23 protein-coding genes are annotated in these 24,975 nt (G+C 40.8%); 6 read left to right on the top strand and 17 right to left on the bottom strand.

Translation table 11 applies throughout. The annotated features are described in order from the left end of the window. Window positions 1-8: 8 nt before the first annotated feature. Both EOK74_RS01580 and ubiE read right to left on the bottom strand, forming a co-directional pair. A complete protein-coding gene (locus EOK74_RS01580; RefSeq protein WP_133468145.1) occupies window positions 9-644 on the bottom strand; it encodes a ubiquinone biosynthesis accessory factor UbiJ in 636 nt (211 codons plus the stop codon). Between the two features lie 2 nt (window positions 645-646). After that, on the bottom strand, window positions 647-1,450 hold the full coding sequence (ubiE, locus tag EOK74_RS01575) for a bifunctional demethylmenaquinone methyltransferase/2-methoxy-6-polyprenyl-1,4-benzoquinol methylase UbiE (RefSeq protein WP_133468144.1): 804 nt from the start codon (window positions 1,448-1,450) through the stop codon (window positions 647-649). Window positions 1,451-1,593: 143 nt separating this feature from the next. Between ubiE and EOK74_RS01570 the strand changes: the two genes are divergently transcribed. Then, complete coding sequence (locus EOK74_RS01570; RefSeq protein WP_133468143.1) at window positions 1,594-3,939, top strand: TonB-dependent receptor; 2,346 nt, start codon at window positions 1,594-1,596, stop codon at window positions 3,937-3,939. Between the two features lie 101 nt (window positions 3,940-4,040). Next, window positions 4,041-5,249: a beta-propeller fold lactonase family protein gene (locus tag EOK74_RS01565; protein WP_133468142.1), complete on the top strand. Its 1,209-nt coding sequence runs from the start codon at window positions 4,041-4,043 to the stop codon at window positions 5,247-5,249. A gap of 13 nt (window positions 5,250-5,262) precedes the next feature. On the opposite strand, the gene EOK74_RS01560 is transcribed toward EOK74_RS01565, so the two are convergent. The 7 genes from EOK74_RS01560 to prlC form a co-directional block, all read right to left on the bottom strand. Next, a complete protein-coding gene (locus tag EOK74_RS01560) occupies window positions 5,263-6,234 on the bottom strand; it encodes an SRPBCC family protein (RefSeq protein ID WP_133468141.1) in 972 nt (323 codons plus the stop codon). An 80-nt stretch (window positions 6,235-6,314) separates the two neighbouring features. Further along, a complete protein-coding gene (locus EOK74_RS01555; protein WP_133468140.1) occupies window positions 6,315-6,728 on the bottom strand; it encodes a hypothetical protein in 414 nt (137 codons plus the stop codon). 269 nt (window positions 6,729-6,997) lie between these two features. Next, window positions 6,998-7,414, bottom strand: coding sequence for a UPF0158 family protein (locus EOK74_RS01545; protein ID WP_133468139.1), 417 nt, complete (start codon window positions 7,412-7,414; stop codon window positions 6,998-7,000). An 84-nt stretch (window positions 7,415-7,498) separates the two neighbouring features. Then, window positions 7,499-7,939 (bottom strand): DUF695 domain-containing protein, encoded by a 441-nt coding sequence (locus EOK74_RS01540; protein WP_133468138.1) that lies wholly within the window; start codon window positions 7,937-7,939, stop codon window positions 7,499-7,501. A gap of 232 nt (window positions 7,940-8,171) precedes the next feature. Next, a complete protein-coding gene (locus tag EOK74_RS01535) occupies window positions 8,172-8,819 on the bottom strand; it encodes a hypothetical protein (RefSeq protein ID WP_133468137.1) in 648 nt (215 codons plus the stop codon). Window positions 8,820-8,944: 125 nt separating this feature from the next. Beyond that, the gene (locus EOK74_RS01530; RefSeq protein WP_133468136.1) at window positions 8,945-9,634 is read right to left on the bottom strand and encodes a DNA-3-methyladenine glycosylase I; all 690 of its coding nucleotides are present in this window, start codon (window positions 9,632-9,634) and stop codon (window positions 8,945-8,947) included. A 106-nt stretch (window positions 9,635-9,740) separates the two neighbouring features. Further along, window positions 9,741-11,780, bottom strand: a complete 2,040-nt coding sequence (gene prlC, locus EOK74_RS01525; protein WP_133468135.1) for an oligopeptidase A — start codon at window positions 11,778-11,780, stop codon at window positions 9,741-9,743. A 242-nt stretch (window positions 11,781-12,022) separates the two neighbouring features. Between prlC and gorA the strand changes: the two genes are divergently transcribed. Then, complete coding sequence (gene gorA, locus EOK74_RS01520; protein ID WP_133468134.1) at window positions 12,023-13,369, top strand: glutathione-disulfide reductase; 1,347 nt, start codon at window positions 12,023-12,025, stop codon at window positions 13,367-13,369. Window positions 13,370-13,494: 125 nt separating this feature from the next. Here the strand turns inward: gorA and EOK74_RS01515 are convergent, their stop codons facing one another. The 4 genes from EOK74_RS01515 to EOK74_RS01500 form a co-directional block, all read right to left on the bottom strand. Beyond that, window positions 13,495-13,950: an NfeD family protein gene (locus EOK74_RS01515; protein WP_133468133.1), complete on the bottom strand. Its 456-nt coding sequence runs from the start codon at window positions 13,948-13,950 to the stop codon at window positions 13,495-13,497. 3 nt (window positions 13,951-13,953) lie between these two features. Further along, on the bottom strand, window positions 13,954-14,889 hold the full coding sequence (locus tag EOK74_RS01510; protein ID WP_133468132.1) for an SPFH domain-containing protein: 936 nt from the start codon (window positions 14,887-14,889) through the stop codon (window positions 13,954-13,956). A gap of 292 nt (window positions 14,890-15,181) precedes the next feature. After that, window positions 15,182-16,324 (bottom strand): N(5)-(carboxyethyl)ornithine synthase, encoded by a 1,143-nt coding sequence (locus tag EOK74_RS01505; protein ID WP_133468131.1) that lies wholly within the window; start codon window positions 16,322-16,324, stop codon window positions 15,182-15,184. Between the two features lie 585 nt (window positions 16,325-16,909). After that, window positions 16,910-18,106, bottom strand: a complete 1,197-nt coding sequence (locus EOK74_RS01500) for a serine hydrolase domain-containing protein (protein ID WP_133468130.1) — start codon at window positions 18,104-18,106, stop codon at window positions 16,910-16,912. A gap of 99 nt (window positions 18,107-18,205) precedes the next feature. On the opposite strand from EOK74_RS01500, the gene EOK74_RS01495 reads away from it, so the two are divergent. Together EOK74_RS01495 and EOK74_RS01490 are read left to right on the top strand one after the other, a co-directional pair. After that, a complete protein-coding gene (locus EOK74_RS01495; protein WP_133468129.1) occupies window positions 18,206-18,586 on the top strand; it encodes a ribonuclease E inhibitor RraB in 381 nt (126 codons plus the stop codon). A 219-nt stretch (window positions 18,587-18,805) separates the two neighbouring features. After that, window positions 18,806-19,456 carry a peroxiredoxin-like family protein gene (locus EOK74_RS01490; RefSeq protein WP_133468128.1) on the top strand — a complete coding sequence of 217 codons (651 nt, stop codon included), beginning with the start codon at window positions 18,806-18,808 and terminating at the stop codon, window positions 19,454-19,456. A gap of 27 nt (window positions 19,457-19,483) precedes the next feature. Here the strand turns inward: EOK74_RS01490 and EOK74_RS01485 are convergent, their stop codons facing one another. Beyond that, window positions 19,484-20,302: a sugar phosphate isomerase/epimerase family protein gene (locus tag EOK74_RS01485; RefSeq protein ID WP_133468127.1), complete on the bottom strand. Its 819-nt coding sequence runs from the start codon at window positions 20,300-20,302 to the stop codon at window positions 19,484-19,486. Between the two features lie 100 nt (window positions 20,303-20,402). On the opposite strand from EOK74_RS01485, the gene EOK74_RS01480 reads away from it, so the two are divergent. Beyond that, on the top strand, window positions 20,403-22,058 hold the full coding sequence (locus EOK74_RS01480) for a M28 family metallopeptidase (protein ID WP_133468126.1): 1,656 nt from the start codon (window positions 20,403-20,405) through the stop codon (window positions 22,056-22,058). 25 nt (window positions 22,059-22,083) lie between these two features. On the opposite strand, the gene EOK74_RS01475 is transcribed toward EOK74_RS01480, so the two are convergent. The 3 genes from EOK74_RS01475 to EOK74_RS01465 form a co-directional block, all read right to left on the bottom strand. Then, window positions 22,084-22,806: a heparin lyase I family protein gene (locus EOK74_RS01475; protein WP_133468125.1), complete on the bottom strand. Its 723-nt coding sequence runs from the start codon at window positions 22,804-22,806 to the stop codon at window positions 22,084-22,086. Further along, complete coding sequence (locus EOK74_RS01470) at window positions 22,803-23,477, bottom strand: nitroreductase family protein (RefSeq protein WP_133468124.1); 675 nt, start codon at window positions 23,475-23,477, stop codon at window positions 22,803-22,805. Before EOK74_RS01470 ends, EOK74_RS01475 begins: the two co-directional genes overlap by 4 nt. Before the next feature lie 211 nt (window positions 23,478-23,688). Next, a complete protein-coding gene (locus EOK74_RS01465; protein ID WP_133468123.1) occupies window positions 23,689-24,873 on the bottom strand; it encodes a pyridoxal phosphate-dependent aminotransferase in 1,185 nt (394 codons plus the stop codon). Window positions 24,874-24,975: the final 102 nt, after the last annotated feature.

Below are 24,975 nucleotides of genomic sequence, written 5' to 3'. Positions count from 1 at the left end.
TGGGGTAACTATCCTTTGAGGTCTTTTAGGGTTTGCTCTAATCTTTGAACTCTGGCACTTAAGCGTTCTGCATCACTACGCAAATCGCTCACTTGCTCACTAAACAAGGCCATTTCTATAGGTTTTACGGCTACCGCGTCAGCTTGGGTCATTCGGGTGCCAATATTTGTTGCGGCTTTTTCAAGTTCTTGCTTGGCTTGCGCAAATAGTGATTTAGCACTACTAAAAGTTTGATGGGCCACCACATCCCCAGTGTATTTTGAAAGCTGCTCCTCCCAGTCAATATCTAACTCTTTAATTAAGTCACCAAAGGTTTGCGCGATATAGATATCACCAATGAGCGACAATTTCTTTTGCTGAATAAGCTGGGTTAGCTGGCTGCTATCTTGCAATTTGGGAAGGGTGTTAAGGTCTAATTCTATCAAACAGTCTGGGGCTTGATTATGTTCGTTGCTTTCTATTACAGCGCCTACTTCAACTTGTTCAGAAAAGTTAAACAATAATGGGAAGGGTAACTCTTTTACTGAGACCTGCAGGGACTTTCCACTCAATTTAGCTAGCCGTGCTTGGCTATCTGGGTCGAGCTTTAGTAATTGGTTAAACCCAAGCTCAACCCCTGATGTAAGTATCTGTGCAATAGGCATAACTAAAACTTAAAACCGCGGTGTAAGGCTACGATACCGCCTGTTAAATTAGTATAAGTGGTTTGTTCAAATCCCACGTTTTCCATCATCTCTTTTAATACTTCTTGCTCTGGATGCATGCGAATAGACTCAGCCAAGTATTGGTAGCTATCTGCATCATTTGCCACCAGTTGCCCAATTTTTGGTAGCACATGGAAAGAATACATATCGTAAGCTTTGTTTAGCATGTCATGGGTAGGTTTTGAAAACTCTAACACTAACAATCTGCCACCAGGTTTAAGCACGCGGTACATAGATGCTAAAGCTTTGTCTTTATCGGTTACGTTTCTAAGGCCAAACGCAATAGTGATGATGTCAAAGCTGTTATCGGGGAAGGGCAATTCTTCAGCATTGGCTTGTACATACTCAACATTACCAACAATGCCTTTGTCTCTAAGCTTTTCGCGGCCAACTTTGAGCATGGCGTCATTAATATCAGCCAGTACTACTTGCCCCGATTCGCCTACTATTCTTGAAAACTTAGCAGTTAAATCACCTGTGCCACCGGCTAAATCTAATACTTTGTGCCCAGCTCTTACGCCACTACAGTCTATGGTGTAACGTTTCCATAACCTATGAATACCCAAAGACATAACATCATTCATAATGTCATATTTTGCGGCTACCGACTGAAATACGTCTTTCACCATATTTACTTTTTGGTCGGTTTCTACTTGTTTAAAACCAAAGTGAGTTGTATCTGGTAGCGCCTCTACTGGAGGTTTTTCGTTGTTATTTTGCTCGGCATTGTGGCTCTGGGGACTCATGGCGTTTCCTTTAGAATATTCACAAGTTAGTTTACCTAATAAATCACGCTGCAAACAGAAAAAATGGCTTACTTCTGAGTTAGTTGTAATAAAATGTGTAGTGGCTAGGTCTTTAAGCTCGAATCAATATCGAGAGGATTAACATGTCTATCAGACAACACAGCCTAAGCATGAGTATCAGCTTATCCATGGCGTTTGCCGCAACTGCTCAAGAGTCAAATAATGATGTTGAGCACATAACCGTTGCAGGGCAGTCTGCTTCATCGTTAATCGTATCTCCAAAAGATACAATAGTAGATGGCCCTTTTGGTAAAGATAAGCAAATAACCGAGATATCCCGCACCCTTACCTCAATATCTGAAGACATGCTCGAGCAGTTATCAATAGACGATTTGCAAGATGTGCTTGTGCTTGTGCCTAATACTTATGCTGCCAGTGGTTTTGGTGCGCCAAGTTTACCTACTATTCGTGGCCAGCTTGGAGAGGTGTTTCAACAGGGACTCAGGCGACAAGGGGGTAATAATGGGTTTGGTATTCCATTGTCCTTTAACAGCTTAGGACAAATAGACATAGTTAAAGGGGCACCTTCTGTATTGCTTGGTACAACCCAGCGTAATGGCGGGTTTGTAAACCTAAAAAATAAAACCGCAGGCTTAACGGGCAGTGATGTTAGCTTGCAAGTTAGTGCAGGGAGTTGGGACCACTACAGAGGGCAATTGGACATAGATAAAGCAATAGAAGAAGGTAAAAGCGGTGCCCGTGTGAGTATTGAATTAATCGACAACGGCAGCTTTTATGATTTTGGTGATTACAAAAGTGAAGATGTATTTGTCGCATATCGCTTATTGCCTGATGCTAAGTCGAGCTGGGATGTAAGCTTTGAATATTACAACGTGGGCTTTGCTGACAACGCTGGTATCAACCGCCCCACTCAAAATTTGATAGACCATGGCTTGTATATAACAGGCCAAGGTGTGCAACCTAATGGTTCGGAAGTTCCTGGGGCATTTGCTGTAGTATCGCCCACAGGCGAAGTGCCCATTTCAAGAAGTACAGTGTTGACCGACCCTGACAACATAAACAATGTGCAGACGTATTTATTTCATAGTACTTACGAACGCCAACTAAATAGCGTACACAGCTTAACCAATCGTAGTTACTTTCAATTTTTAGACCGTGAAGAAATTGCCCAAAATAGCTTTGTAGAAATTGTAGATGGTGCCAAAACGGCACAAAACAGAATCGAAATAAACTCTGTTTGGAGCTCGCAGCAGCAAACCACTTGGGGTGTGGATATTCGTTATAACGATGTATTAGGTTACAGCCAGTTCACCACAGAAGCTGATTTGCCTATTGATTTATTAGGCACATTAGACCAGCGCCGTATTCCCTTAACTGAAGCCCAACAGGCTAGGTTAGTTGAGTTACGCCCAGGCGTATTTGTGTCTCCCGGTGCAAACTATGATGTAGATGGCGATGGTATTAACGACTTTTCAACCTCAGATACCACCGACTCCACAACATGGCAAAGCGGTGTGTTTGTTGAACAACAAAGTGACTGGACTGAGCGCCTGAGTACCAATGTTGGAGTGCGTGCAGACTACTACGACGTAAAAGCCCAAGATGCAATCGCCCCACAAGGGCAAATTGCCGCCCGTGATACCTACAATACTTGGCTGTATTCAGGCTCACTAAGTGCTAATTTTAAGTTGCAAGAAGACCTAGTGACTTATGCCAGTTACAGCTATAGCGAAGCCACCTCTAACAGCCTAGCTGGTGGCACGGCACTAGGGGCAGACAATCAAATTAACCCTTTAAACTTCGAAACAGAAAACGAGCTATTTGAAGTGGGCATTAAATATGCGCCAGCTCAAAACCCATGGTATGCCGATGCTTCAATCTTTGAACAAGCCCGTAGCCTACGTAACAGAGATGGCAGTAACTCAGGTATTGTGGCAAAAGGTTTCGAAGGGCAAGTGGTGTATCAAGGGCAAAACCTTTGGGCCACCTTAGGTTATAGCTACCTAGATGCCCGCTACGACGACTCTGCTAGTTTTCAAGATTCGCAGCAAGTAGCTGACGCCTTTGATAACTCCCGCCCAGATATTATTGTAGGTACAGGCATAGGGGCACCAAATTTTGCAGGCTTTGAACCGTCAAACCAAAGAGTGCAGGGCATACCGGAGCAAACCGTATCTTTAAACGCAGGTTGGAATATATTTGACTATTGGGATGTATCAGCCACTGCCATTTATAGCAAAAGCTACCCGTTAGACTACTTAGCTACAGTGTTAATACGTGATCAAATCACCATAAATGCCAGCACCACAGTGGCGTTAAGCCAGCATGCCAAGTTACGTTTTGAAGTTCAAAACTTAACCGATGAAAAAAATTGGCGACCAGTGTTTGAAGGCGGTTACTTTGGGTCGACTCTGGTATTTCCAGAATTACCAAGAAGTGTGCAAGTTACATATAGCCATAATTTTTAAGAGGTAAATGGAGTTAGGCGATAGGTTTATAATAGGTGAGTTGGTCGTTACACAATCTGATAGATTATAAGTTGTTATATTTCTACGAGAAGGGCGAGTTAATGCTTAACAAGAATAAGCTGATTTCATTTTTTATAGTCTTAACTTTAATGAGCTTAAATGCAGCTATTGCTAATACGACAGATAGTTTACAGCTCATTCAAATCCTAAAGGATGATATAGATGGTGTTGATGGCCTAGGCAATCCTAGAAATGTAAAAGTTTTAACTGATAACTCCAGAGTTTTTGTATCAAGTGGCGATGATAATGCGTTTGCCATTTTCAATTTAGACAACGATTTTTATCTAACTCTTAGTGAAGTGTTTAAAAATTCGTCTATGAATGTAAGTGGATTAGAAGGCGCTTCAGGGGTAGCCTACCTAGAAGAAAGTAAACAAGCAGTGGTAACAGCGTTTTATGATGGGGCTTTAACGCGTTTTTCTCTAAATAATAACGTTTACCAGCTGAGTGAAACTATCAGCGATGGTATTAGCTATGAGCAAGTGTTTAATAGCAATGAGCCAATTAATGAGTTAGATCACTTTGCTCTGCTTGGTGCTTGGGATGTGATTAAAACGTTGGATGACAAGCAGCTTTTTGTTGCAAGCTATATGAGTAACGCCGTTGCAATTTTTGATATTGGAGCTGATGGGAAAATTCTCTTTAACAGGGCAGTCAAAGATGCAAAGCCACTTGAGATTGATTTGGGTAAACCAATTAGCTTGGCTTTTTCTCCACGTAATGATGAATTATATATACTGGGCTTTGATAGCAACCAGTTAACTATCTTTGAACGCAATAACAAAGGTGAGTTACTGGTAAAGCAAGTCGTAAAAAACGGTGTTTCTGGTGTCGAGCAATTTGTTAACCCTCAAAAAATTGTAGTTTCACCTAAAGGGAAATTTCTATATGTCGCTTGCTCTGGGAGTAGCTCTGTTGTTGTTTTTCGTAAGCTAAATACTGGGAAATATGAATTTTGGCAAGTGATAGATAATTCTAATGTTGGAGGCTCAGGTTTAGATGGGGCGAGTAGCATAGCCATCTCGTCTGATGGCTCAAAAGTTTATGCTGCTGGAGAGGCAGGGATTGGCTTACATATGTTTAGTGTAGGAGTTGATGGGAAGCTTAACTATACGGACAAATTATTAAGTGCTCGTGGTAACCAGATAAAGAGCATATCATCAATTACTCTTACTAAAGATAACCAACATTTGTTAGTTGCTACAGGTAAAGCTAATTCCTTGTTTGTCTTTAAAATTAGCTCTAAGTAAATATCACAAAACTTTACCGGAGCACCCTATGCTCAGCTCTAGATTTCATAAGTTTTAACAACGAATTATGAAAGTCTTGAAAGATTAACTCCCCCCAAATACGGGAATAAAAGCCAAAGTTAGTATTGTCTACTAATCTAGTTTTCAACGTTAAAACGGTATTACCATTATGGTCTTTCGATAAGTAGTATCCGCCATTTAAAGGTGAGAAGTATTCACCCCCAAGCTTAATGTGTTTATCTAATGCGTCGTCTGGGATTGCTTCAGGATCGATTTCAAAGGAGTAGGTCATCTCTCTTTCTGGCTTCCAAGATGTAATAACTTCCCTAAATATTACCCCCTTTTCCCATTCGCTAGTTCGTACAGCCCCAACTCCATCTGCACTCATGCTTGCCCTAATTGGTTTTGGAACGCCGATCAGTGAAGCCAGTGTAATATCTAGCTCATCTGGCTGAATTAACTCAACCTCTCCAAGCTGTTTCCAAACGACACTTGGAGAAGCATAAATAGTGATACTGTTTTCAACTGTATAGGTTTTAGTTAACGCTATGAAATTTGTTTCAATTGGCGAGATCAAAATTGGAAATAATACTACCGACATTAAAGTCGCGTTACGTTTTTTAGTAAAATATCTATTTAAATAGCCAGCAGCTACGCCGCCCAGACTAGAAAAAAACATAAATGCGGGTAATGCCATCGCTATACATATGCTTCCCTCCAATAGAGTGACCACAGTAGCCAATAGGAAAAAGAAAATAGGCTGCCAAGATAATGTAATCATTTTGCTAACCGTGAGGTTAGGACTGACCTTACACTCAAAGTGGATACGTATAAATCCGATTACAAAGGGTACAAAAAAGGTAAATGAGACTGTCACTACTTGACCAAGATCTCGAAAGGCTTCAATTTCCCATAAAAGCCTGAGGGATAAACCGTAAAGGACGCCGAGAATAATGCCTATATATTTTGGATGTTTCGGATTCATTTTTTACTCTTAAATAAGCCAGATTTTATTCTTTGATGTTAGTAAATAGGCTGACTATGTAAGTGGTGCTTATGGGATTTTTAGACCGCATTATCAATAAAACGATTGCGATATTTAATACCATGCTTGGTTGCAACTACCAATATAGCTATATAAGCAAATAGCTCAACAATAAACACTTCCCAGGTTATCAACGCGATGGGAAGTAGAAAATCCACCGTAAAGCCAATGGCAATATTCAAAATATATACGAAAACTGCATGCTGAAAAGGGTGATAAAATTGCTTTTTCGCTAACGTAAAATAGGCAAAATAAGTAATAGCAAACGAACAGAGATAGCTAGCCAACAGAAATATTGTCGCGTTTTCAGTAATATCAAACCCCAAGCTCAATAAACCAAAAGTTAGAATAGCAACAACGAGCACAACTGAAATGCTCGGTACAATTGCGTAAGCGATAACTTTTAACCACTGGATTTTTTTAAAGTGCAGCATAATTTGCCCAAGGTGGTCTTACAAAGACACTCAAGATAAAATACTTACAAGAGTACGTCCATTTAATTACCCACAGGCCAACAAGCTTCAATTTGCTATTCGCTTACTACAGAATATTATCCCCCAACACTTCTGGATATAATTAAGCTTAATTCCTGTAAAGAACGGCCGCTTTGTTGCAGTAGTTCGTCAAAGCTTGGTTCATAATAACGTTTGTGATTCCTTAGATTTAACATATACGCCTTTGCAGTGGGGGTCTGCAACATTCGTTACATGCCGCTGTTAATTTTAACATCATTATTTTTACACCATTGAATCGTGGCTTGTTTTAACGCAGTCTCCTCGTACGTATACCAATCTTCTAGTTTTCCTTTTGATTCTAGCAGCGACTTAAATTTTGCGTATGCGCCGCGGCGGCTAAAAATATCGTTTCCAAATTCCAATTCTTCGGGAATCGATTCGGCAATAAAACTCAGGGCCAATCGCTTACTTAATCCTAAATCCTGTTTACTGGGTAACTTAAGATATCTATCACACTCATAGAGGTCATCTGGTATCGGTTCTTCCACAGTATCACCAACATAATAAATTTCGCCAGTATCTAAACTGATATACGCCTCGTGATCACCTAATCCAGCAGATGAGAACTCAATTGCCCACTCAATGTCATCTAATTTTGCTGGCATAATCTTCTCTTAGACAAATAGTGATTTGCATATGGGATGTGGCTCTTTCCTGTTTTATGCATAGTTGATTTGTTAGGTGCATTTTTACTTACAGATTTCATATACTTTTTTTAGCTCTGACCACTCAGTGTCTTCGTACACTTGTAATTCGATTGGAAATTTATCGTGTTTCGATAGTGCACTATTTATTATTACTCCTACTTTTTCAATGTTACCAGTATAGAAATGCCATTCGCGAGTGCCCGCATTTGTATAAGAATAAACAAATATTGCGAGCCGATCGACATCTAAGGGATCGACGATTGCATCTTCAAACATTTTCATTTCATCTAGTTGGGTGTTGCTAGGCAACCCAGAGTCATTCGTCTGTTTATAATCCCAAAATATAACAAGTCGTTGAGGATAGTTAGGAGAGCCGATAAGTTGTCTTAACTCTGGTCTATAGCGGATAAGGCTAGGTTTTCCATTGGCTTTGCCTTCAGCAATGTTCCACGCGTCTGAATCTGCGGGTTTTATTTCCATCATTTTTCCTTAGTAAAGTTGTTAGCACTATTCCTTACACTTGGAGATCCTAGTTCTTTGAATCTATGGAATCTATGGAATCTAGGGTGTCAGAGCCGTTGATTACAAAAGTCATATGGTTTCAAATTAGTTTGGTAGTTTAACTTAGAGTTACAATGCTTTAGTTAAATTTCCAAGGATGAAGTTTATGTGAAGGCTCTGCTCATATGTCTAAATAAGTTTTCCGACTAAATAGTTAGACTCGATTGCTAAACAACCCCTCTATTTCTGGTAGCTTTATTAATTTGCGAGATTTCATTATTGCGTCCTGCATAGCAAACAGCTGTTCATCTGGTTTTAGATTCAACAATAATTGTGCAAAGCCCTTTACAGAGTTAGCCCAATCCCTGTTTTCTTTGCATTGCATAACATTTTCTAAGTGGTTTTTTGCATTTGAAGTATCCGAAGCGTATAAACACGCCATGCCTTTATGTAGACAAGCCCAAATGTTTTGCTTGTCATCAATGGTATTCTTTAAGACAAACTCTTTCGCAAGCTCAGGAGATGACATTGAATGACGGTGGGTTAAGGCTTTATCTTTTGCTTTTTCAGCTAACTTGATTACTTCTTCTAAAAAGGTTTCTTCATCTTTAAATTCAACGAACGAGCTTTCTCTGTAACCAATATCGAATGAAAGAGAGTCTTTCGGGTACCAAAGCCAAGATATTCCAACATTTAAATATGTACCTTTAGACCAACTAGATGGCTGAAACTCAATCATGGTGAGCCACCATTTATTATCGTCCAGCCAAATTCTTGACTGTCCCTTTCTAACCAACCCAGCAGGCTTGAGTACTTCCCTAGCGGCTTTATTGATGAGTTTGCTATGTATTGGTGTCGCCATTGTTTCCTCTTGTCATCTGACGGTAAATTAGTCAGGCCTTACAAAGACACCTAGATAAAATACTTACAAGAGTACGTCCATTTAATAACCCACAGGCCAACAAGTTTTAATTTGCTTGTCGCTTGCTAGAGAATATTATCCCCAACACTTCTGGATATAATTAAGCTTAACTCCTGTACAGAACGGCCGCTTTGTTGCTGTAGTTCGTTAAAGCTTTGTTGGATGGCGGTTAGTGAGCGTTTTGATTGGGCAGAGCCTGAGATTATGCCTCTTTGGGTAAAGTAGCCCACAATATCATTGGTGAGTAAAAAGGTATCTTTACCTATAGCCCGTAAACCATAGGGGCCAGTATTTCCGCCTAAGCGAGCGCCGTTTTTTTTCAAAAATGCCCATAAACCAATAATGTCATCTGTGGGCCAGTTAGCTACAAATTTAGCAAAGCTGCCATGCTCGCGGGCTACAGTGTCAATCATTTGTGCATTGTCGCGTATGGTTTTCACCTTAGTGAAGTTACGAATGATGCTGGGGTCTGCGGCCTTTTTTTCTAACATTTCATCAGGTATGAGTAATACTTTTTCTATCTCAAACCCAAAAAATGCTCGTTCAAAGTCTGGCCATTTGTTTCTTACAACACGCCACACAAAACCAGATTGAAACACCTTTTGGGTAAACTCAGCTAAAAAGCGGTCGTCTCCTATTTGCTGTAATTCTGCAGGCGTTAAAGGTTTTGCTAACATGGCCTCTAGTACTTTGGGGCCACCTTTTCGCTCACAGGCTCGCTGGTATATGTCTTTAAATTTTTCTAAATTTTGCATGGTGTAATTTATATTTTGGGGGCAGTAACAGGGTATACACCACTACATAAAATTAAGTTTACATAGCGGTGCAAGTTGGTGTTTTTAGAGTTAGCGTTTAGCTACATTAGGCAGCAATACCAGAGTGACGTAATAAGGCATCTACTTCTGGCTCACGTCCTCTAAAGGCTACAAATAACTCCATCGGCTCTTTACTGCCACCCATTTCTAGGATGTTGTGTAAAAAGTCCTGTCCGGTTTGCTGGTTAAAAATACCTTCTTCTTCAAAACGACTAAAGGCATCTGATGATAAAACCTCAGCCCACTTGTAGCTGTAATAACCCGCTGCGTAGCCACCTGCAAATATGTGCCCAAAACTGTTTTGGAAGCGGTTAAAGCTAGGCGGGGTTAATACTGCTACTTGCTCGCGAACTTGGTCTAACCAAGCTTGCACATTGGTTTGCTCTGCATCGATAAAGTTTTCGTGCAGGCTAAAATCAAAAATACTAAATTCTAGCTGACGCAACATTTGCATAGCCGACTGGAAATTACGGGCAGCTAACATATTGTCTAATAGTGTTTGTGGTAATGGCTCGCCGGTTTCATAGTGACCAGATATAAAGCTAAGTGCTTCTGGTTGCCAGCACCAGTTTTCTAAAAACTGACTAGGTAACTCGACTGCGTCCCATGCTACGCCGTTTATGCCTGATACACCGCCCACATTGATTTTGGTAAGCATGTGGTGAATACCGTGGCCAAACTCATGGAATAAAGTCACGACTTCATCGTGGGTAAATAGTGCAGGTTTGTCACCTACTGGGCCACTAAAGTTACAGGTTAGGTAGGCAACAGGATACTGCTGAGTACTGTCTAGTTTTTGCCTGCGTACTTGGCATTCGTCCATCCAAGCGCCACCGCGTTTTTTCTCACGGGCGTATAAGTCTAGATAAAAGCTGCCTCTTAGCTCGCCTGACTCGTCTTTTATATCGTAAAAACGCACATCTTTATGCCAAGTGTCAACGCCTTCACGCTCGGTGACCGTTAGCTTGTATAGCCTTGATATTACTTCGAACAAGCCTTTTACTACCGTGCTTTCGGGAAAGTATGGGCGCAGCTGTTCGTCAGATATTTTGTAAGTTTGCTCTTTTAGCTTTTCGCTGTAATAAGCAAAGTCCCAAGCCTGTAATTCACCCGCTTGAAAATGCTCTTGGGCATAACTGGTAAGGGTGTCAATGTCTTGCTGAGCTTGTGGTTTTGAGCGATTCGCCAAGTCTAATAAAAATCCATTTACCTGCTCACTAGAGTTGGCCATCTTGCTGGCAAGTGAGTATTCAGCAAAGTGCTCAAACCCAAGTAGCTTAGATAGTTCTTGGCGTAAGGTTAGGGTTTCGTTGATTATCTCAGTGTTGTCCCATTTGCCAGCATTTGGCCCTTGTTCAGAGGCCCTAGTGGTATAGGCGCGATACATTTCTTCACGTAGCTCGCGGTTGTCTGCGTAGGTTAAAACCGGTAAATAACTCGGTATGTCTAAGGTAAATACCCAGCCATCAAGCTCTTTGCTTTCGGCTAACTGTTTAGCTGCACCTAACGCAGACTCAGGTAACCCAGCAAGTTCTGCTATATCAGTGATATGTTTTTGCCAGCCTAAGGTGGCATCCATCACATTGTTGCTAAAGGTCGAGCCTAAATCAGATAAACGACTTTTTACTTCAGCATAACGGGCTTTTTTGTCTTCGTTTAAAGCTACACCCGAAAGCTTAAAGTCTCGGATTGCTTGGGTGATAACCTTTTGCTGGGCTTCTGACAAATCAGCAAATTCACTGCTAGCTTCTATTTGACAGTACGCATTGTAAAGGTCGGCATTTTGCCCCACCCAAGTGCCGTATTCAGACAAAGCAGGTAAGCAAGCATCGTGTGCTTCACGAAGTGCATCGTTACTTACCACTGAATTCATGTGCGACACAGGAGACCACTTACGGCTTAGCTCGTCATCAATTTCTTCAATGGGTGCTACTAGGCTATCCCAGCTGTAATTGTCTTGGCTGAGTAAATCAGAAATTTTAGTTTTACAGGCAGCAATCGCTTCTTCGATGGCTGGTTGAATGTGCTCAGGTTTAATGGCAGAAAATTGAGGCAGGCCAGATAAATCGTTTATTGGGTTCGTCATAAAAAGGTCTTTTTACGTTAATTTAATTATAAAGGTTGGGTTGCTTACATTAAATCTCAATAGCAGAGCACTTATCCCATTAGAAAATTTTAATTCTGTGCAATTAATTTGTTTTAATAAGGTCTTTCTAAAGATATGTATGCCTACATTGATTTACTCGATTACATTAATTGAGAAAATACGGTGTTAATTTTTTCTAATAGGCATTATCTTCTATTTACTATTTTTACTAAGGCAGACTTATGGCAGATTTTGATTTTATATGTATCGGTGGCGGTAGCGGTGGTATTGCATCGGCAAATCGCGCAGCTAAACACGGCAAAAAGGCCGCAGTAATAGAAGCTGTTGCCATAGGGGGCACTTGCGTTAACGTGGGTTGTGTACCTAAGAAAGTGATGTGGTTTGGTGCCCATGTAGCAGAAGCTATTAATTTATATGCGCCAGACTATGGCTTTGACGTAACAGTGAATAAGTTTGACTGGAAAACCTTAGTAGATAGCCGTGAAGCCTATATCAAGCGTATTCACGGAAGTTACGGCGGTGGTTTTGAAAAAAATGGTGTAACCCTAATTAAAGGTTTTGCCACTTTTGTTGATAAAAACACTGTTGAAGTAGACGGTAAGCAATATACCGCTGATCATATACTAATCGCTACAGGTGGCCGCCCAGTGCAGCCAAATATTCCTGGTGCTGACTTAGGGATTGATTCAAACGGCTTTTTTGAACTAGCCGAACAGCCTAAACGTGCTGTAGTAGTAGGTGCTGGCTATATCGCAGTAGAGCTTGCTGGCGTAATGCATGCCCTTGGTACCAAAACAGATTTAGTGGTGCGTAAACATGCGCCACTGCGTAACTTTGACACTATGCTGTCTGAAACATTAGTAGAGTTAATGGAGCAAGATGGCCCCACTCTTCATACCCATGCAACCCCTACTCAAGTACTTAAAAATGCTGATGGTTCGCTTACCATTGAGTTTGAAAGTGGCGATAAAATCGAAACCGATTGCGTAATCTGGGCAATTGGCCGCGAACCAGCAACTGATAAAATTGGTTTAGATAAAATCGGTGTTGAGATAACTGATAGAGGTTACATCAAGGTAGATAAGTACCAAAATACTAATGTACCCGGCGTATATGCAGTGGGCGACAACATTGGTTATGTTGAACTTACCCCTGTTGCCGTTAAGTCTGGTCGTTTGTTATCAGAGCGTTTGTTTAATGGCCAAACAGATGCACATATGGATTACAGCTTAATACCAACGGTTGTATTTAGTCACCCGCCAATCGGTACAATGGGACTAAGTGAAGCAGAAGCAATAGAAGAATTCGGTGAAGACAATGTTACTGTTTTTAGTTCAGGTTTTGCGGCTATGTACACAGCTGTGACTAAGCATCGCCAAATGACTCGTATGAAGTTAGTTTGTGCCGGTGACAATCAAAAAGTCGTGGGCATACATGGTATAGGCTTTGGCATGGACGAAATCCTACAAGGTTTTGGTGTAGCAATGAAAATGGGCGCAACTAAAGCAGACTTTGATGCTTGTGTCGCCATTCACCCAACTTCAGGCGAAGAGTTCGTCACAATGTAAGTCGTTTTTAGCTTAACCGCTAAGGTAGGCATTTACGCAAAACCCCGCAATCGCGGGGTTTTGTTTTTATTGGGCAGTAAATGCGTGAAAATTGCTGATTTGGAGCGTTTAGCAAAGAGCTAAAATTAGAGTTTAGCTCGTATGATAAATTTACCCACAGATGCATCAACCACTTCTACGGTTGTGCCTGCTTCTATTTTATTTACCGATTCAAGTTTCCAGTCTATGCCTGAATACCGATAAGTAGGTGTTAGTTCAGGAGATACTTCATCTTTAAGCACGAAAGTATGGCCAACTAAATCACCTTTAGGTTTAGTAACATCTACTTGAGTTTGCATATTCTTTAAGGGCTTCCATAACAAAATAGCTAACAAAGCAGTGAATATACCAGTACTAAGCATGGACCCTAATAACGTATCTGGGATAAGCCCCAAGTACAATAAAATCGCAGAAAGCACAGCAGCACAACCAACAAAAAACAACACGAAAGTTGAAAACCCTAATACTGCAACTTCCACCACCAATAAAAGAATGCCCAATATGAGCAAACTCTCAGCTAAGTTATTGATTGCCCAATCCATGTCTTAGCCCTTATTCAATGTATTGATAATAGTCATAGCTTGAGCTACTACACTGGCGGCTTCTGTGCTGCTGTCAGGTAATAACACAACAGAAGATTCTTTAGCAATGGCTTGTTTGGCTTCAATGGCTTTAGTGGCTAAGTCTAATTGAATGGCTTTTTGCCCATCTTCAGTGGCAGCGGCTTCACCTACTTGTCGTAGGGCTTCTGCTTGAGCGGTGGCTACAGCAACTATAGCTTTTGCTTCACCTTCAGCACGTAATATAGCTTCAGACTTATCAGCTTCAGCGGCTAGTACAACAGACGCTTTCTCACCTTCTGCGCGGTTAATGGCAGCTTGTCTGTCACCTTCAGATTCAAGAATTTGGGCCCGCTTCACACGTTCTGCCTTCATTTGAGCTTCCATGGCTTCCATTATTGACTGTGGAGGTACAATGTCTTTAATTTCGTATCGTAAAACCTGAATGCCCCAAGGGCCCGCAGCATCATTAATAGAAGTAACAATATTAGTATTAAGCACATCCCTTTCTTCAAAGGTTTTATCTAGCTCCATTTTACCTAACTCAGAACGCATTGTGGTTTGTGCAAGTTGAGTCACGGCAAATACGTAATCGTCTACCCCATAGGTCGCTTTGTAAGGGTCAAGTACACGAAAATACAGTACACCATCTACATGTAATGAAATGTTATCTTTAGTAATGGCACTTTGTTCTGGCACATCTACGGCTTGCTCTTTAAGGGAGCGATCTGCTGACACCCGGTCGATAAATGGAAAAATAAAATTAAGACCTGCTTCTTTGCTTGACTGATATTTACCGAAGCGTTCAATGACATAGGCTCGGTTTTGTGGCACAAACTTAATGGAGGTTTTAAGTAGCACTATCACAAATACTAAAATGAGGGTTTGTGCCGTTAAAATATACTCGAGTAACAGTTCCATAATTCGGTTCCTTAAAGGCGTGATATTGATTATCACTTATTCGATATTGGGGAAATTTTATACTTTTCAAGGTGTGTGTGGATTAACTTATCTTGCTAAGCAACGCCAGAGAACTCCAATTAAGTCAATGATTGTGAAAATCAAAAAGTGGTTGGTATATACACCCCACACAAGTTCTCTAAACTCTCTTTGTGCCCAGCAGTACTTACTAAGTACTGACTTTAAGGGCTAGTTTGAATATCAAAAATACAGGTAGTGGTTTAGAAATAGAACCCATTAATGTAATGATGCACTAGGGCGCTTTATGGGGGTAAGTAGCGTGTCTATTTTGAAATGCTAGTATTTCTGATTTTTGAATAACACCTTGGTCAATATTGATGGCACGGCGAATGGTTTCATTCTTTTTCCAACCATCAGGTCCGGCGGCAATTGATGGTAAATGTACAACTAAAGCAGCGGAAATAGAGCGAGAAGCGCTTTCCCAATAATAACTTGGGGTATGATCAACAGCATAGTAGTCGACTTTGGCTACCTTAAACATTGGGTTTTTGAATGTAGTCGGTTTGGCAAAATAGAATCCCATACCTTCATCACAGCTTACATCTACTATTAAGCAGCCTGGATTTAGGCAGTTTTTTTCTTCTTCAGTAACAAAATCAATAGGCATATTTGGATCCTGAAATGTGCCGTTAACAATAATTCCTGATTCATTAATTAGTTCTGATAATGGTCTTTCAGTTCCATCATGTTCGACAATTATCATGCGGGCTTCATCTTCTCTACCCTGTCTAAGCGTTACATAATGACAATCTAACACTTCTTCACGTACTTCATGATCAGGACGTTGAATGCAAATTGTAATATCTCGAAATCCATGGGCCTTAAGTGCATAAATGGCACCTCGGCTAACGGCTCCAAAACTGAAAATGAGAACTTTACGTTGATCGCCATAGTGGCCATCTATGCCTTTTAGCTGTAGCGCGTGGATAACTCCTGCATAGCCTGCCATTTCATTATTTTTATAAAAGGTATGGCGACCTGCTTGGCCCTTGGGGCTCCATACAAACATATCCTCAAAAGCGATTAGAGTTTGCTTGCGCTCAATGGCAGTTTGCGTAATTTCTCGTTGTTGTGTGCAGTGTGGGTAACCCCATAAAACTCCCCCTTCTCGTAACTGTTCAAAATCAGTTTGAATAGGTTTAGTAATAATAGTGATGTCCATGGTCTCTAGTAGTTCGTCTCTAGTTGCGATCCCACCTGTTTGACTAGCAAGTTCTGCGTCTGATATATCGAATCGTTCACCATAGCCAGTTTCAAAAATGAGTTGTTTACGTAGGCTTGTCGGTAGTCTTGATAAATGTTCAGGATGGATTGCAACCCGTCGCTCGTCTTCTTTTTTAGAAGAACCAATGACGCCTAATGACAAAGTATTCATGATGTTTCCTTTTGCTCGAATATGGCTTCCAACAGGTGCTGGTAATATATTTCAAGCGTGATGGAGTTGTTAGCCAAACTAGTTGGCAATCTGGGTACTAAAATCAGTGGAGAAGTGGGTGGGTTATTAGATACAGTCGGACGAAGCTTTAATTTGCTAGCCCACATTCTAACAGAGTAAGCGCTTCTTTACCTGTGAAACCTTTATAAATAATCCAGTCAATACATATCGGGGTGGTTTTTTAATTATTTCACCTGTTAGTTTAGGGCTTACATTAGCCGCCAATAACTAATCGTTTAAGTATCACCTTCCTAGTTTTTGATGGTTGTAACAAGTAAATGACACCTTCTACTCATCCTATTTTTTAAATGGACAGAGTGAGTTTGTGGGTGCTGAGTGCATTTATAAGGTTGAATATGGCGCTTTGGTGAACATGACCCTAGTGGAGTAAAGGGGCCGTATTTCATGATCTTCCCAAGTTTAACTGTTTTAGTTTTTAGGCCGATTAAAGTGGGTGATTCGGCTCACATCTTGAGCCGAATCAGTTTGGTAATTTAAATAAACCGCAAAAAGTAAGTGAATTCGTTAATTGGCTTCTGCATCTATTGATGCTCTTATTAGGTCAATAAAGTTAAAGCGTTTTTTATTTAATATAGGATCACTGGCGTTGAGCCAATTGCCGTTGAAAGCTATGACTAATTCTAGCTTAGGGTCGATGAAAATGGTTTGCCCAAAAATGCCTCTGGCGGTAAAGCTGCCGTCATCAAAGGTCCACCATTGATATCCGTAACCCTTGCCGTCGATACCAAAATCAGTGTGCTTATTTGTGGCTTTTGCTAACCAGTCATCGGGGAAAACCGACTCACCGTTTATAATCCCTCCTTCTAATATAAACAAACCATAACGTGCAAAGTCACGTAAACTGGCTTGAATACAACAACCTGAAATTTCGTAACCGTCTGCGCCTAATAACCAGCTTGCTTTGTTTTCCATACCAAAGGGTTGCCAAATTTTTTCGGTAAGATAATCCGCAAGATGACGGCCCGTTGCTTGTTCAACTAAAATTCCTATTAGGTTGGTTTCACCAGTAGAGTAATGCCATTTTTCACCGGGCTGGTGGGCTCTTTTAAGTTGGCGCATGTAACTTACAATGGTAGGCAAGCCATCTTCAGCTTGGTGTAGGTTAAATTGTGACACGTCTGAGTTAGGGTCGGAGTAATTTTCGTCCCAAGCTACACCTGATGTCATTGTCAACAATTGTTCGATTGTGACATGGTCGTATGCTGAGCCTTTAAGGCCTACAATATAGTCTGATACTTTGTCGTTAAGACTTGATATATGGCCTTCTTTTAAGGCTATTCCCACTAGGCTTGAAGTAAAGGACTTGGCCACTGAAAAGCTAGTCCAACGCTTGTCTGGAGAGTGTCCTAAACCGTACTTTTCGTAACGTATTTTGCCTTTGTGCAATATTAATGCGCCAGATAAATTTTGCTCTTCGAAAAAGGCGTTAATATCTTGGCTTAATGAAATACCATCTCCCTTTGGCAAGGGTCTCATATTTTCACTGGGGGATATTTCGCGAGATTTTACTAACCAGGGCAATTGATCGAGTAGCTTAAAGCCCTCATCACGTTGACTTTGGCTCCAAAAAAGAATTCTTGTATCTTTAGGTGGATCTGCCAAAAAAGCACGCCAATCTGGGCCTATTGTCCACCATGCAATTGCTGCGACAATTACCAGTGTTGATAAAATTCTGAGTGACCACTTTGTCCCTGCTTTCATATTAAGTCCCATTTAAATACTTTGGTGAGGTATTGTAGAGTAAAGTGAGTTTCTGTTCGCCCATTTCTATACCCAGAAGGGTTAAATTTTAGGAGTTTTATGATACGCATTATATTTCTAAGTCTCATGGTTTTATTTGTAACCGCTTGTGCACAAACAAGGGATTTTCCAAAAGATGCCAACGGACAAGTATTACAGCAATTTAAAGATAGTGGTGTTGATTTAGATAAAGAATACGTAGTGGATTTTTGCCACTTGTTTGTAGATGAGCAATCAGCAACAAACATGGCAAACGAAGTGGTAGAAAAATTCTTAGATGTTGAAGTCGATATATACGTAGACGAAGACCCAATATCAGTATGCATTTCCAGAAAAATGGTGCCCACCCATAAATTTATAACCATGGTTGAATATGTCTTCGCTGGAATAGCGGATAAGCACGGTGGTGTTAGTGATGGTTGGGGCTTTATGGTCGATTAGCTTTTATTTTTAGGTGACCGTAGTTTGTTCCGTAACCTTTGCAACTGAACTTAAACACTAGAATTAGGCTTTTAAATCATTTTAAGCCAGTACAATATATATTTATAAGGTGTTAGATAGAGAACTTTGTTTAGTCTGAACAGTCAGACGCCTTAGTTTTTATTGAGCGCTCTATTCCGAATGCAGCTCAAATTGTTTAAATAATTGATTAGGTAAAAAATGACAAGTCTTAGAAGTCAAACAGATTCACAAATGGATAAAACCCGCCAAGGTAACCCTGAGTTTGCCCAAAAGGTAGATAAACTTTTAGCGGATGCTGTAGCGTTTAAACAAGGTGATAGTGCTTTAGCAGTTGGTAGTAAAGCACCAAGTTTTGATTTACCTGACGCCAATGGCAAGCAAGTAAAGTCCAGTGATTTATTAGCAAATGGTGCTCTAGTGGTGACCTTTTACCGTGGCAGTTGGTGCCCTTATTGTAACCTGCAGCTTAGAGCCTTGAGTCAGCGTTTAGCAGAAATTCATGGGCTAAATGCTGAGCTCGTCGCTATTAGTGCTCAAGTGCCTGACGAGTCATTAAGTATTGTTGAAAAGCAAGAGCTGACATTTCCGGTTTTATCTGACCAAGATGCAAAATTAGCTGAGGCCTTTGGTGTGGCATGGCAAGTACCTGAGGTACTAACCGAGCATATGAAAAAGGACAGAGGGTTAGATTTAGAAAAAATTAATAACGGTAACGGCAGTATTTTACCTATCCCTGCGACATTTATTGTTAACCAGGCGGGCGATATTGTGTGGCGTTTTGTTGATGTTGATTATCGCAACCGTTCTGAGCCAGAAGATGTTATCGAACAGCTTAAAACATTAAATTAATCTTAGCCTTAAGACAGACTGAGTTGCTTAACTCAATCTGTCTTGTAGGTGCTTACGCATAAAGTTATTGGCTTCCCAAATATCAGCTAGAGGTTGATGTGATTGGGGCTGCACATGGGCGTAGGGAAATGGCCCAAACTCTGGGGTGATAGTAAAGTCTTCTTGATTGCGTTTTTTAGCGAAATCTATGACGCTTTGCCATAACTTCACATGGTTATCTACATGGCTTTTCCATAGAGAATCTTGTGGGTTAGTTACCTGTGGCCCCTCTTCAAATCCCACTCGGGCATGAATATGATGAACCTGAGGAAAAATTTTCTTTAACCGGGCTAGTTGGTCATTTAGATCGGACTCGTGAACCACCATCCAATGGCTAATGTCTAAATTCAATTTTAGCTCAGGCAACGCCGCGACGATTTTTTCTGTATCAAATGTACTGAAGGTAGGTCTGAACCTATGGGTTTCGTGGGTGATGCAAATATCGAATTTTTGCTCTAACTCTAAAGCATGTTCAAACAGTACTAGATTGTCTTCTAGGCTAAAAATATCACGGCCTGTATGACTGTTAATGAGTATAGGATTAAATGACAAGGCTTTTTCAACTTGTCGCTCCATACTTCTAAGGTGCTCTGCTAAGTTACTGCCCTCTGTGGCTATTCCGGTAATAATGTTTAAGGAATGTTGGCGATGGGCTGCCAATGTCAATTCAGCATCAAAGTCAAAAAAAGGTAAAAATAACTCAGTGCCTTGATACCCATCCCTATGGGTTCGTTCGAGTAATTGGTGTAAATCCTGTTCGGTGGTGCAGGGGGCTTCCCAGAATGATTTATGGAAATTTAGCTTCATGTATGTCTCGTGATCAAATGTATAAGGTAGGTGCGGTTTATTTAGAAGTGTATAGGCAAGTGCGATAAACTTGCCCTATTATAATTAAGAGATTCTATAAATGTCACCTATACTCTTTTTCCGTTTTATTGGTTTACGTCTTAAGTCTTTATTCACGCTATCTTTTTTACTTATTAATTTTGCTGTTTTTGCAGACTCCAAAGAGCATTTTTCGGTTGATTTACCTTTGGTTGCTGAACATATTAAAGTACTGGCTTCAGATAAGTTTGCAGGCCGCGGACCTTTAACCCAGGGTGAAGCCCTTACGATTGAGTATTTGGCAACCGAGTACCAAAAAATGGAGCTTGTTGGCGCTAACCCCAATCGAGTTGGTGAATCGTCTTTAGGGCATTATTATCAAGCTGTGCCTATGGCGCAGATTACCCCAAACCCAAATATTATGCTGAAGATTGGCGACTTATCTTTGCAATCTGGAGCTGATTTTACGGCTCGCACTGAGCAAATTAGCGAAAAAATCGAATTAGATAACACGCCTTTGGTATTTGTGGGGTATGGTATTAATGCTCCAGAGTACAATTGGAACGACTATGCTAATGTCGATGTTAAAGGCAAAACCGTTATCGTCCTTGTGAATGACCCAGGTTTTGCGACACAAGATCCAGAGATATTTACCGGCAATGCCATGACCTACTATGGTCGCTGGACTTACAAATATGAAGAAGCTGCTCGCCAAGGTGCCAAAGCAGTCTTGATAGTACATGAAACCGCCCCCGCAGCTTACCCTTGGAGTGTGGTAGAAAGTTCTAATACAGGTAGCAAATATACACTTGTTGATGCATCTGATAATGCCTCTAAGTTGCCCATAATGGGCTGGTTACAATTGGCGGCTACCGAGGACATTTTTGAACAGTCAGGCCTTGATTATCAGGTACTCAAGAAGCAAGCCTTAAGTAAACGCTTTCGTGCCGTTACCTTAAAGCAAAATGTTAATTTGACCCTTAAAAATGAGATAAGTCATGCAACCTCACATAATGTCATTGCCAAAATTGAGGGAAGTAAGTATCCCAACGAATATTTACTGGTAGGAGCTCACTGGGATCACTTTGGTACTAAGAAAACGCCTAGTGGAGATATTATCTATAATGGCGCCGTAGATAACGCATCGGGTACTGCGGGTACCTTAGAAATGGCTAGAATATTAATGGCCAAGCATAAGGTTACCCCTTTTGAGCGGTCGATTTTATTTATTAATTTTACTGCAGAAGAAACTGGTTTAATTGGCTCTGAACAGTTTTCTAAAGGCGAGATTATAGCTACCCAAGATATGGTCGCTTTGGTTAACATTGATGGCATGAATGTCCTTGATGAAGTGGATTATATTCTGCAATACGGTGATGGCTTATCAGAAATGGAAGACTACCTTGCCGCTGCAACTGCTAAACAAAACCGCAAGGTGAAACTAGACCCTCGTCCTCAAAATGGTTTGTTTTTCCGCTCTGACCATTTTTCAATGGCTAAACAAGGTGTACCAAGCTTATTGTTTATGAGTTTAGGTGATACTGACCCAGATTATATTGCCCATAAATATCATAAAGCAGCAGATGACTACTCTACCGACTGGTCACTCGGTGGTGTAAAGCAAGATATTGAGTTGATGGTAGATATTACAGAAACATTAGCTAATTCAAGTGAATGGCCTAAATGGAAAATGCCTTCAGATTTTAAAACCGCCCGAGAGGTCGATTTAGCAAAGTAGCCCAATAGCGGCTTGTTATTACACTTTACTTAACCGTTAACAGTTGTGCCAAAGAGCGAGTCTCTTTGACATTACGCAGGTAAATAGTATCTACAAGTGTGTCTGATTGGTTTCTATGTAAACCAAGTTGCACAAATAATTGGTTAGCATCGGGTTTGGTTTTAGCCGTTAACTTGGTAATCACTGCTTGGTTGTTAAACCACAGGCTAATGCGTCCATCTTGTTTGTTTTCAGACCAGGTCAAAGCCATATCTATTTTATGCCATTTATCTACTTCAACAATTGTTTGCCAATGTATCTGACGTTTTGGGTGGCTACTAAAAAATGTCAATTCTGTAATTGGATGTCCGCTTTTAACTTCTGGCTTGAGATAAAATCCCATACTTTGTTGGTAGGTTTTGTCTGTTTCCCAGTAGGCTATGTTGTTAGTGATCTTGATGGGCCTGTCTAGATAAAACTCCCAAGAAAAATAGCTAGTATCACCTTCGTTTGTTGCGCAACCATTGTGCTTTAATTCTGCCCGAGTATGGCCATTAGGCCAAATTGAATCTGGGGTGATAGTAAACTTTATTACTTTAGCACTACTATCTTTAGGATCAGGTGTAACCATTACATTCTGAGGATTAAGTTGATAATCCCAACCTGACACTTGGTTGTTTTTGGTACTAGCTTGCCACTCTTGGCAGGCAATACCTAGGCCTGAAAACAATAAGATAACCGCTGTTAAAAGTGCTTTGATAGCCATCATAGAAAACTTGCAATTTCATCTAGTGATTTTTTAGTACTAGCGTGGTGAGGTACAGTAGCGCTACTTGCAGGATAGCCCACGATTAACAGCATGTAGGGGCGTTCATTGTCTGGACGCTTGCAAATTTTAGATAAAAAACTCATGGGTTTAGGAGTATGGGTAAGAGTAACTAGGCCTGAGTGATGTAAGGCATTTATCAAAAAGCCTGTGGCAATACCTACTGACTCATGTACATAGTAGTTATTTTGTTTTTGGCCGGCTTCAGACTCTTTATTTTTCTGACTAAAAATGGCAATCAACCAGGGGGCGTGTTCAAGATAAGGCTTGTTTGCGTCTGTGCCTAATGGCTTTAAAGCTCCTAACCATTCTTCTCCTGCTCGGCCTTCATAAAAGCCTCGTTCGTGGGCTTCTGCTTGTTCTCGTACTTGCTTTTTAATTTCTGGTGAATGAATAGCAGCAAAGTGCCAAGGCTGGTGGTTTGCGCCGTTAGGTGCGGTACCTGCGGCCTTTAAGCAATTTTCAATAATAGCTTTATCAACGTTCCGATCACTAAATTGGCGAATGCTATGGCGACGTTTTATGTCTATATAAAACTGTTTAGAACGCGCTAGCATTTCTGCTGGTGGATATTCAATAAAGTCATTTAGGGGAGAGGCGTTATGATTTTGCATTAGTCGAAGACCATTAGATTGTCATATGTGGCTATGTTATCAAGTTTTGCTGCCTGCTCCATGGTAGTTGAGTGTCTTAAACTCTATATTGAGCATAAAAAAAGCCCAATCAAATATGATTAGGCTGTAGTGTTTCATTTAGACCTCAGTATATCTATTGCTAGCGCTACTCAGGTCTATATGAAGAGATATTATTATTATTGCAATCGATTTACGCTAAAACCGCTTTTAATGCTGCAACGCAAGCATCTGTTTCTGATGGTGTGCCCACACTAATACGTGACCATGAGTCATAGCCAGGCCAAGTTCTACCAACAACTCTCACCTTAAGTGCTTTCATTTTTGCTGCGAATTCATCATGAGGCATACCTGTATCCATATAGATGAAGTTACCTTGAGGATTTTTCGCATAGGGGCGGCCTAATTCTTCTGCGGCAGTTGTAAGTTTTTCTCGCTCTGTCTTTATCATGTCACGCATTTTATTTAAGTTAGCGTGGTCGTCCATGCTGGCCATACCGGCAACTAGACCTAGGTAATTCACACCACCCATACGTAACATGCGACCCATAGTTTTAGCTTGCTCTGCAGGCATAATGGCATAACCTAAACGTTGTCCTGCCATGGCATGAATTTTTGAGAACGTGCGACAAATAACCACATTATGCCCATCTGCTGCTAATTTTGATTGCACATTGGCAGGATATGCATCTGTCATTTCGATATAGGCTTCATCGATGAAAACCTGACATCTTTTAGAAACACGTTTAGCAAATGCGGTTAATTTAGCGGCATCTACAACTGTACCTGTTGGGTTGTTTGGATTGCATACATAAACTGCAGTAGTGTCGTCAGTCACGGCAGCTTCAATGGCATCAAGATCGAAGTTCATATCAGCATCTAAAGGAACAAAAGTAACATCAGCACCCATAAATGCAGCACCGCGAGGCACGCCTTCATATGTCGCCATTGAGGTAACTAGTTTACCGCCATTCTTAGCTATCCAGTCAGCATAACCAAACAAAATAGGTGACGAGCCATTTGTTACGATAATTTGGTCTTCAGACACACCTTCTTGAGCGGCAATCTTTTTGATGAGAACACTGGTGGTAGCATCTGCATATCGGCCAAGATTAAACAATTCGCCTTGCATAGCTTCGACAGCTTTAGCTGAAGGACCAAAAGCATTTTCATTCGATGATAAACGAACCAAGCCATCATTTAGGTTAGGTGTAGCCGTTGGAAAGTGATCGGTCTTCATGCCTGCAGCACTAAGTTCTTTCACACTTGAATCAACACATGCTGTAAGTGCCATTGCACCAGCGCCTAAGCCTACAGACTTAAGCCATTTGCGGCGTGAAGAATCAACTAAAGGAATGTTTTGGGTCTCTTGGTTCATGTGCCACTCTGTTTGAATAAAATACTGTGAACCTAGACTAATTATTAATGATGTACTATGCAATGGCCCAATATAAAACCTATAGGGGTACATAGAAAAACT

The sequence above is a fragment of the Paraglaciecola marina genome, from assembly GCF_004360155.1.
Lineage (GTDB): Bacteria > Pseudomonadota > Gammaproteobacteria > Enterobacterales > Alteromonadaceae > Paraglaciecola > Paraglaciecola marina.
The sequence above is the reverse complement of the archived record's forward strand: the minus strand, read 5'-3'. Positions and strand labels throughout refer to the sequence as shown.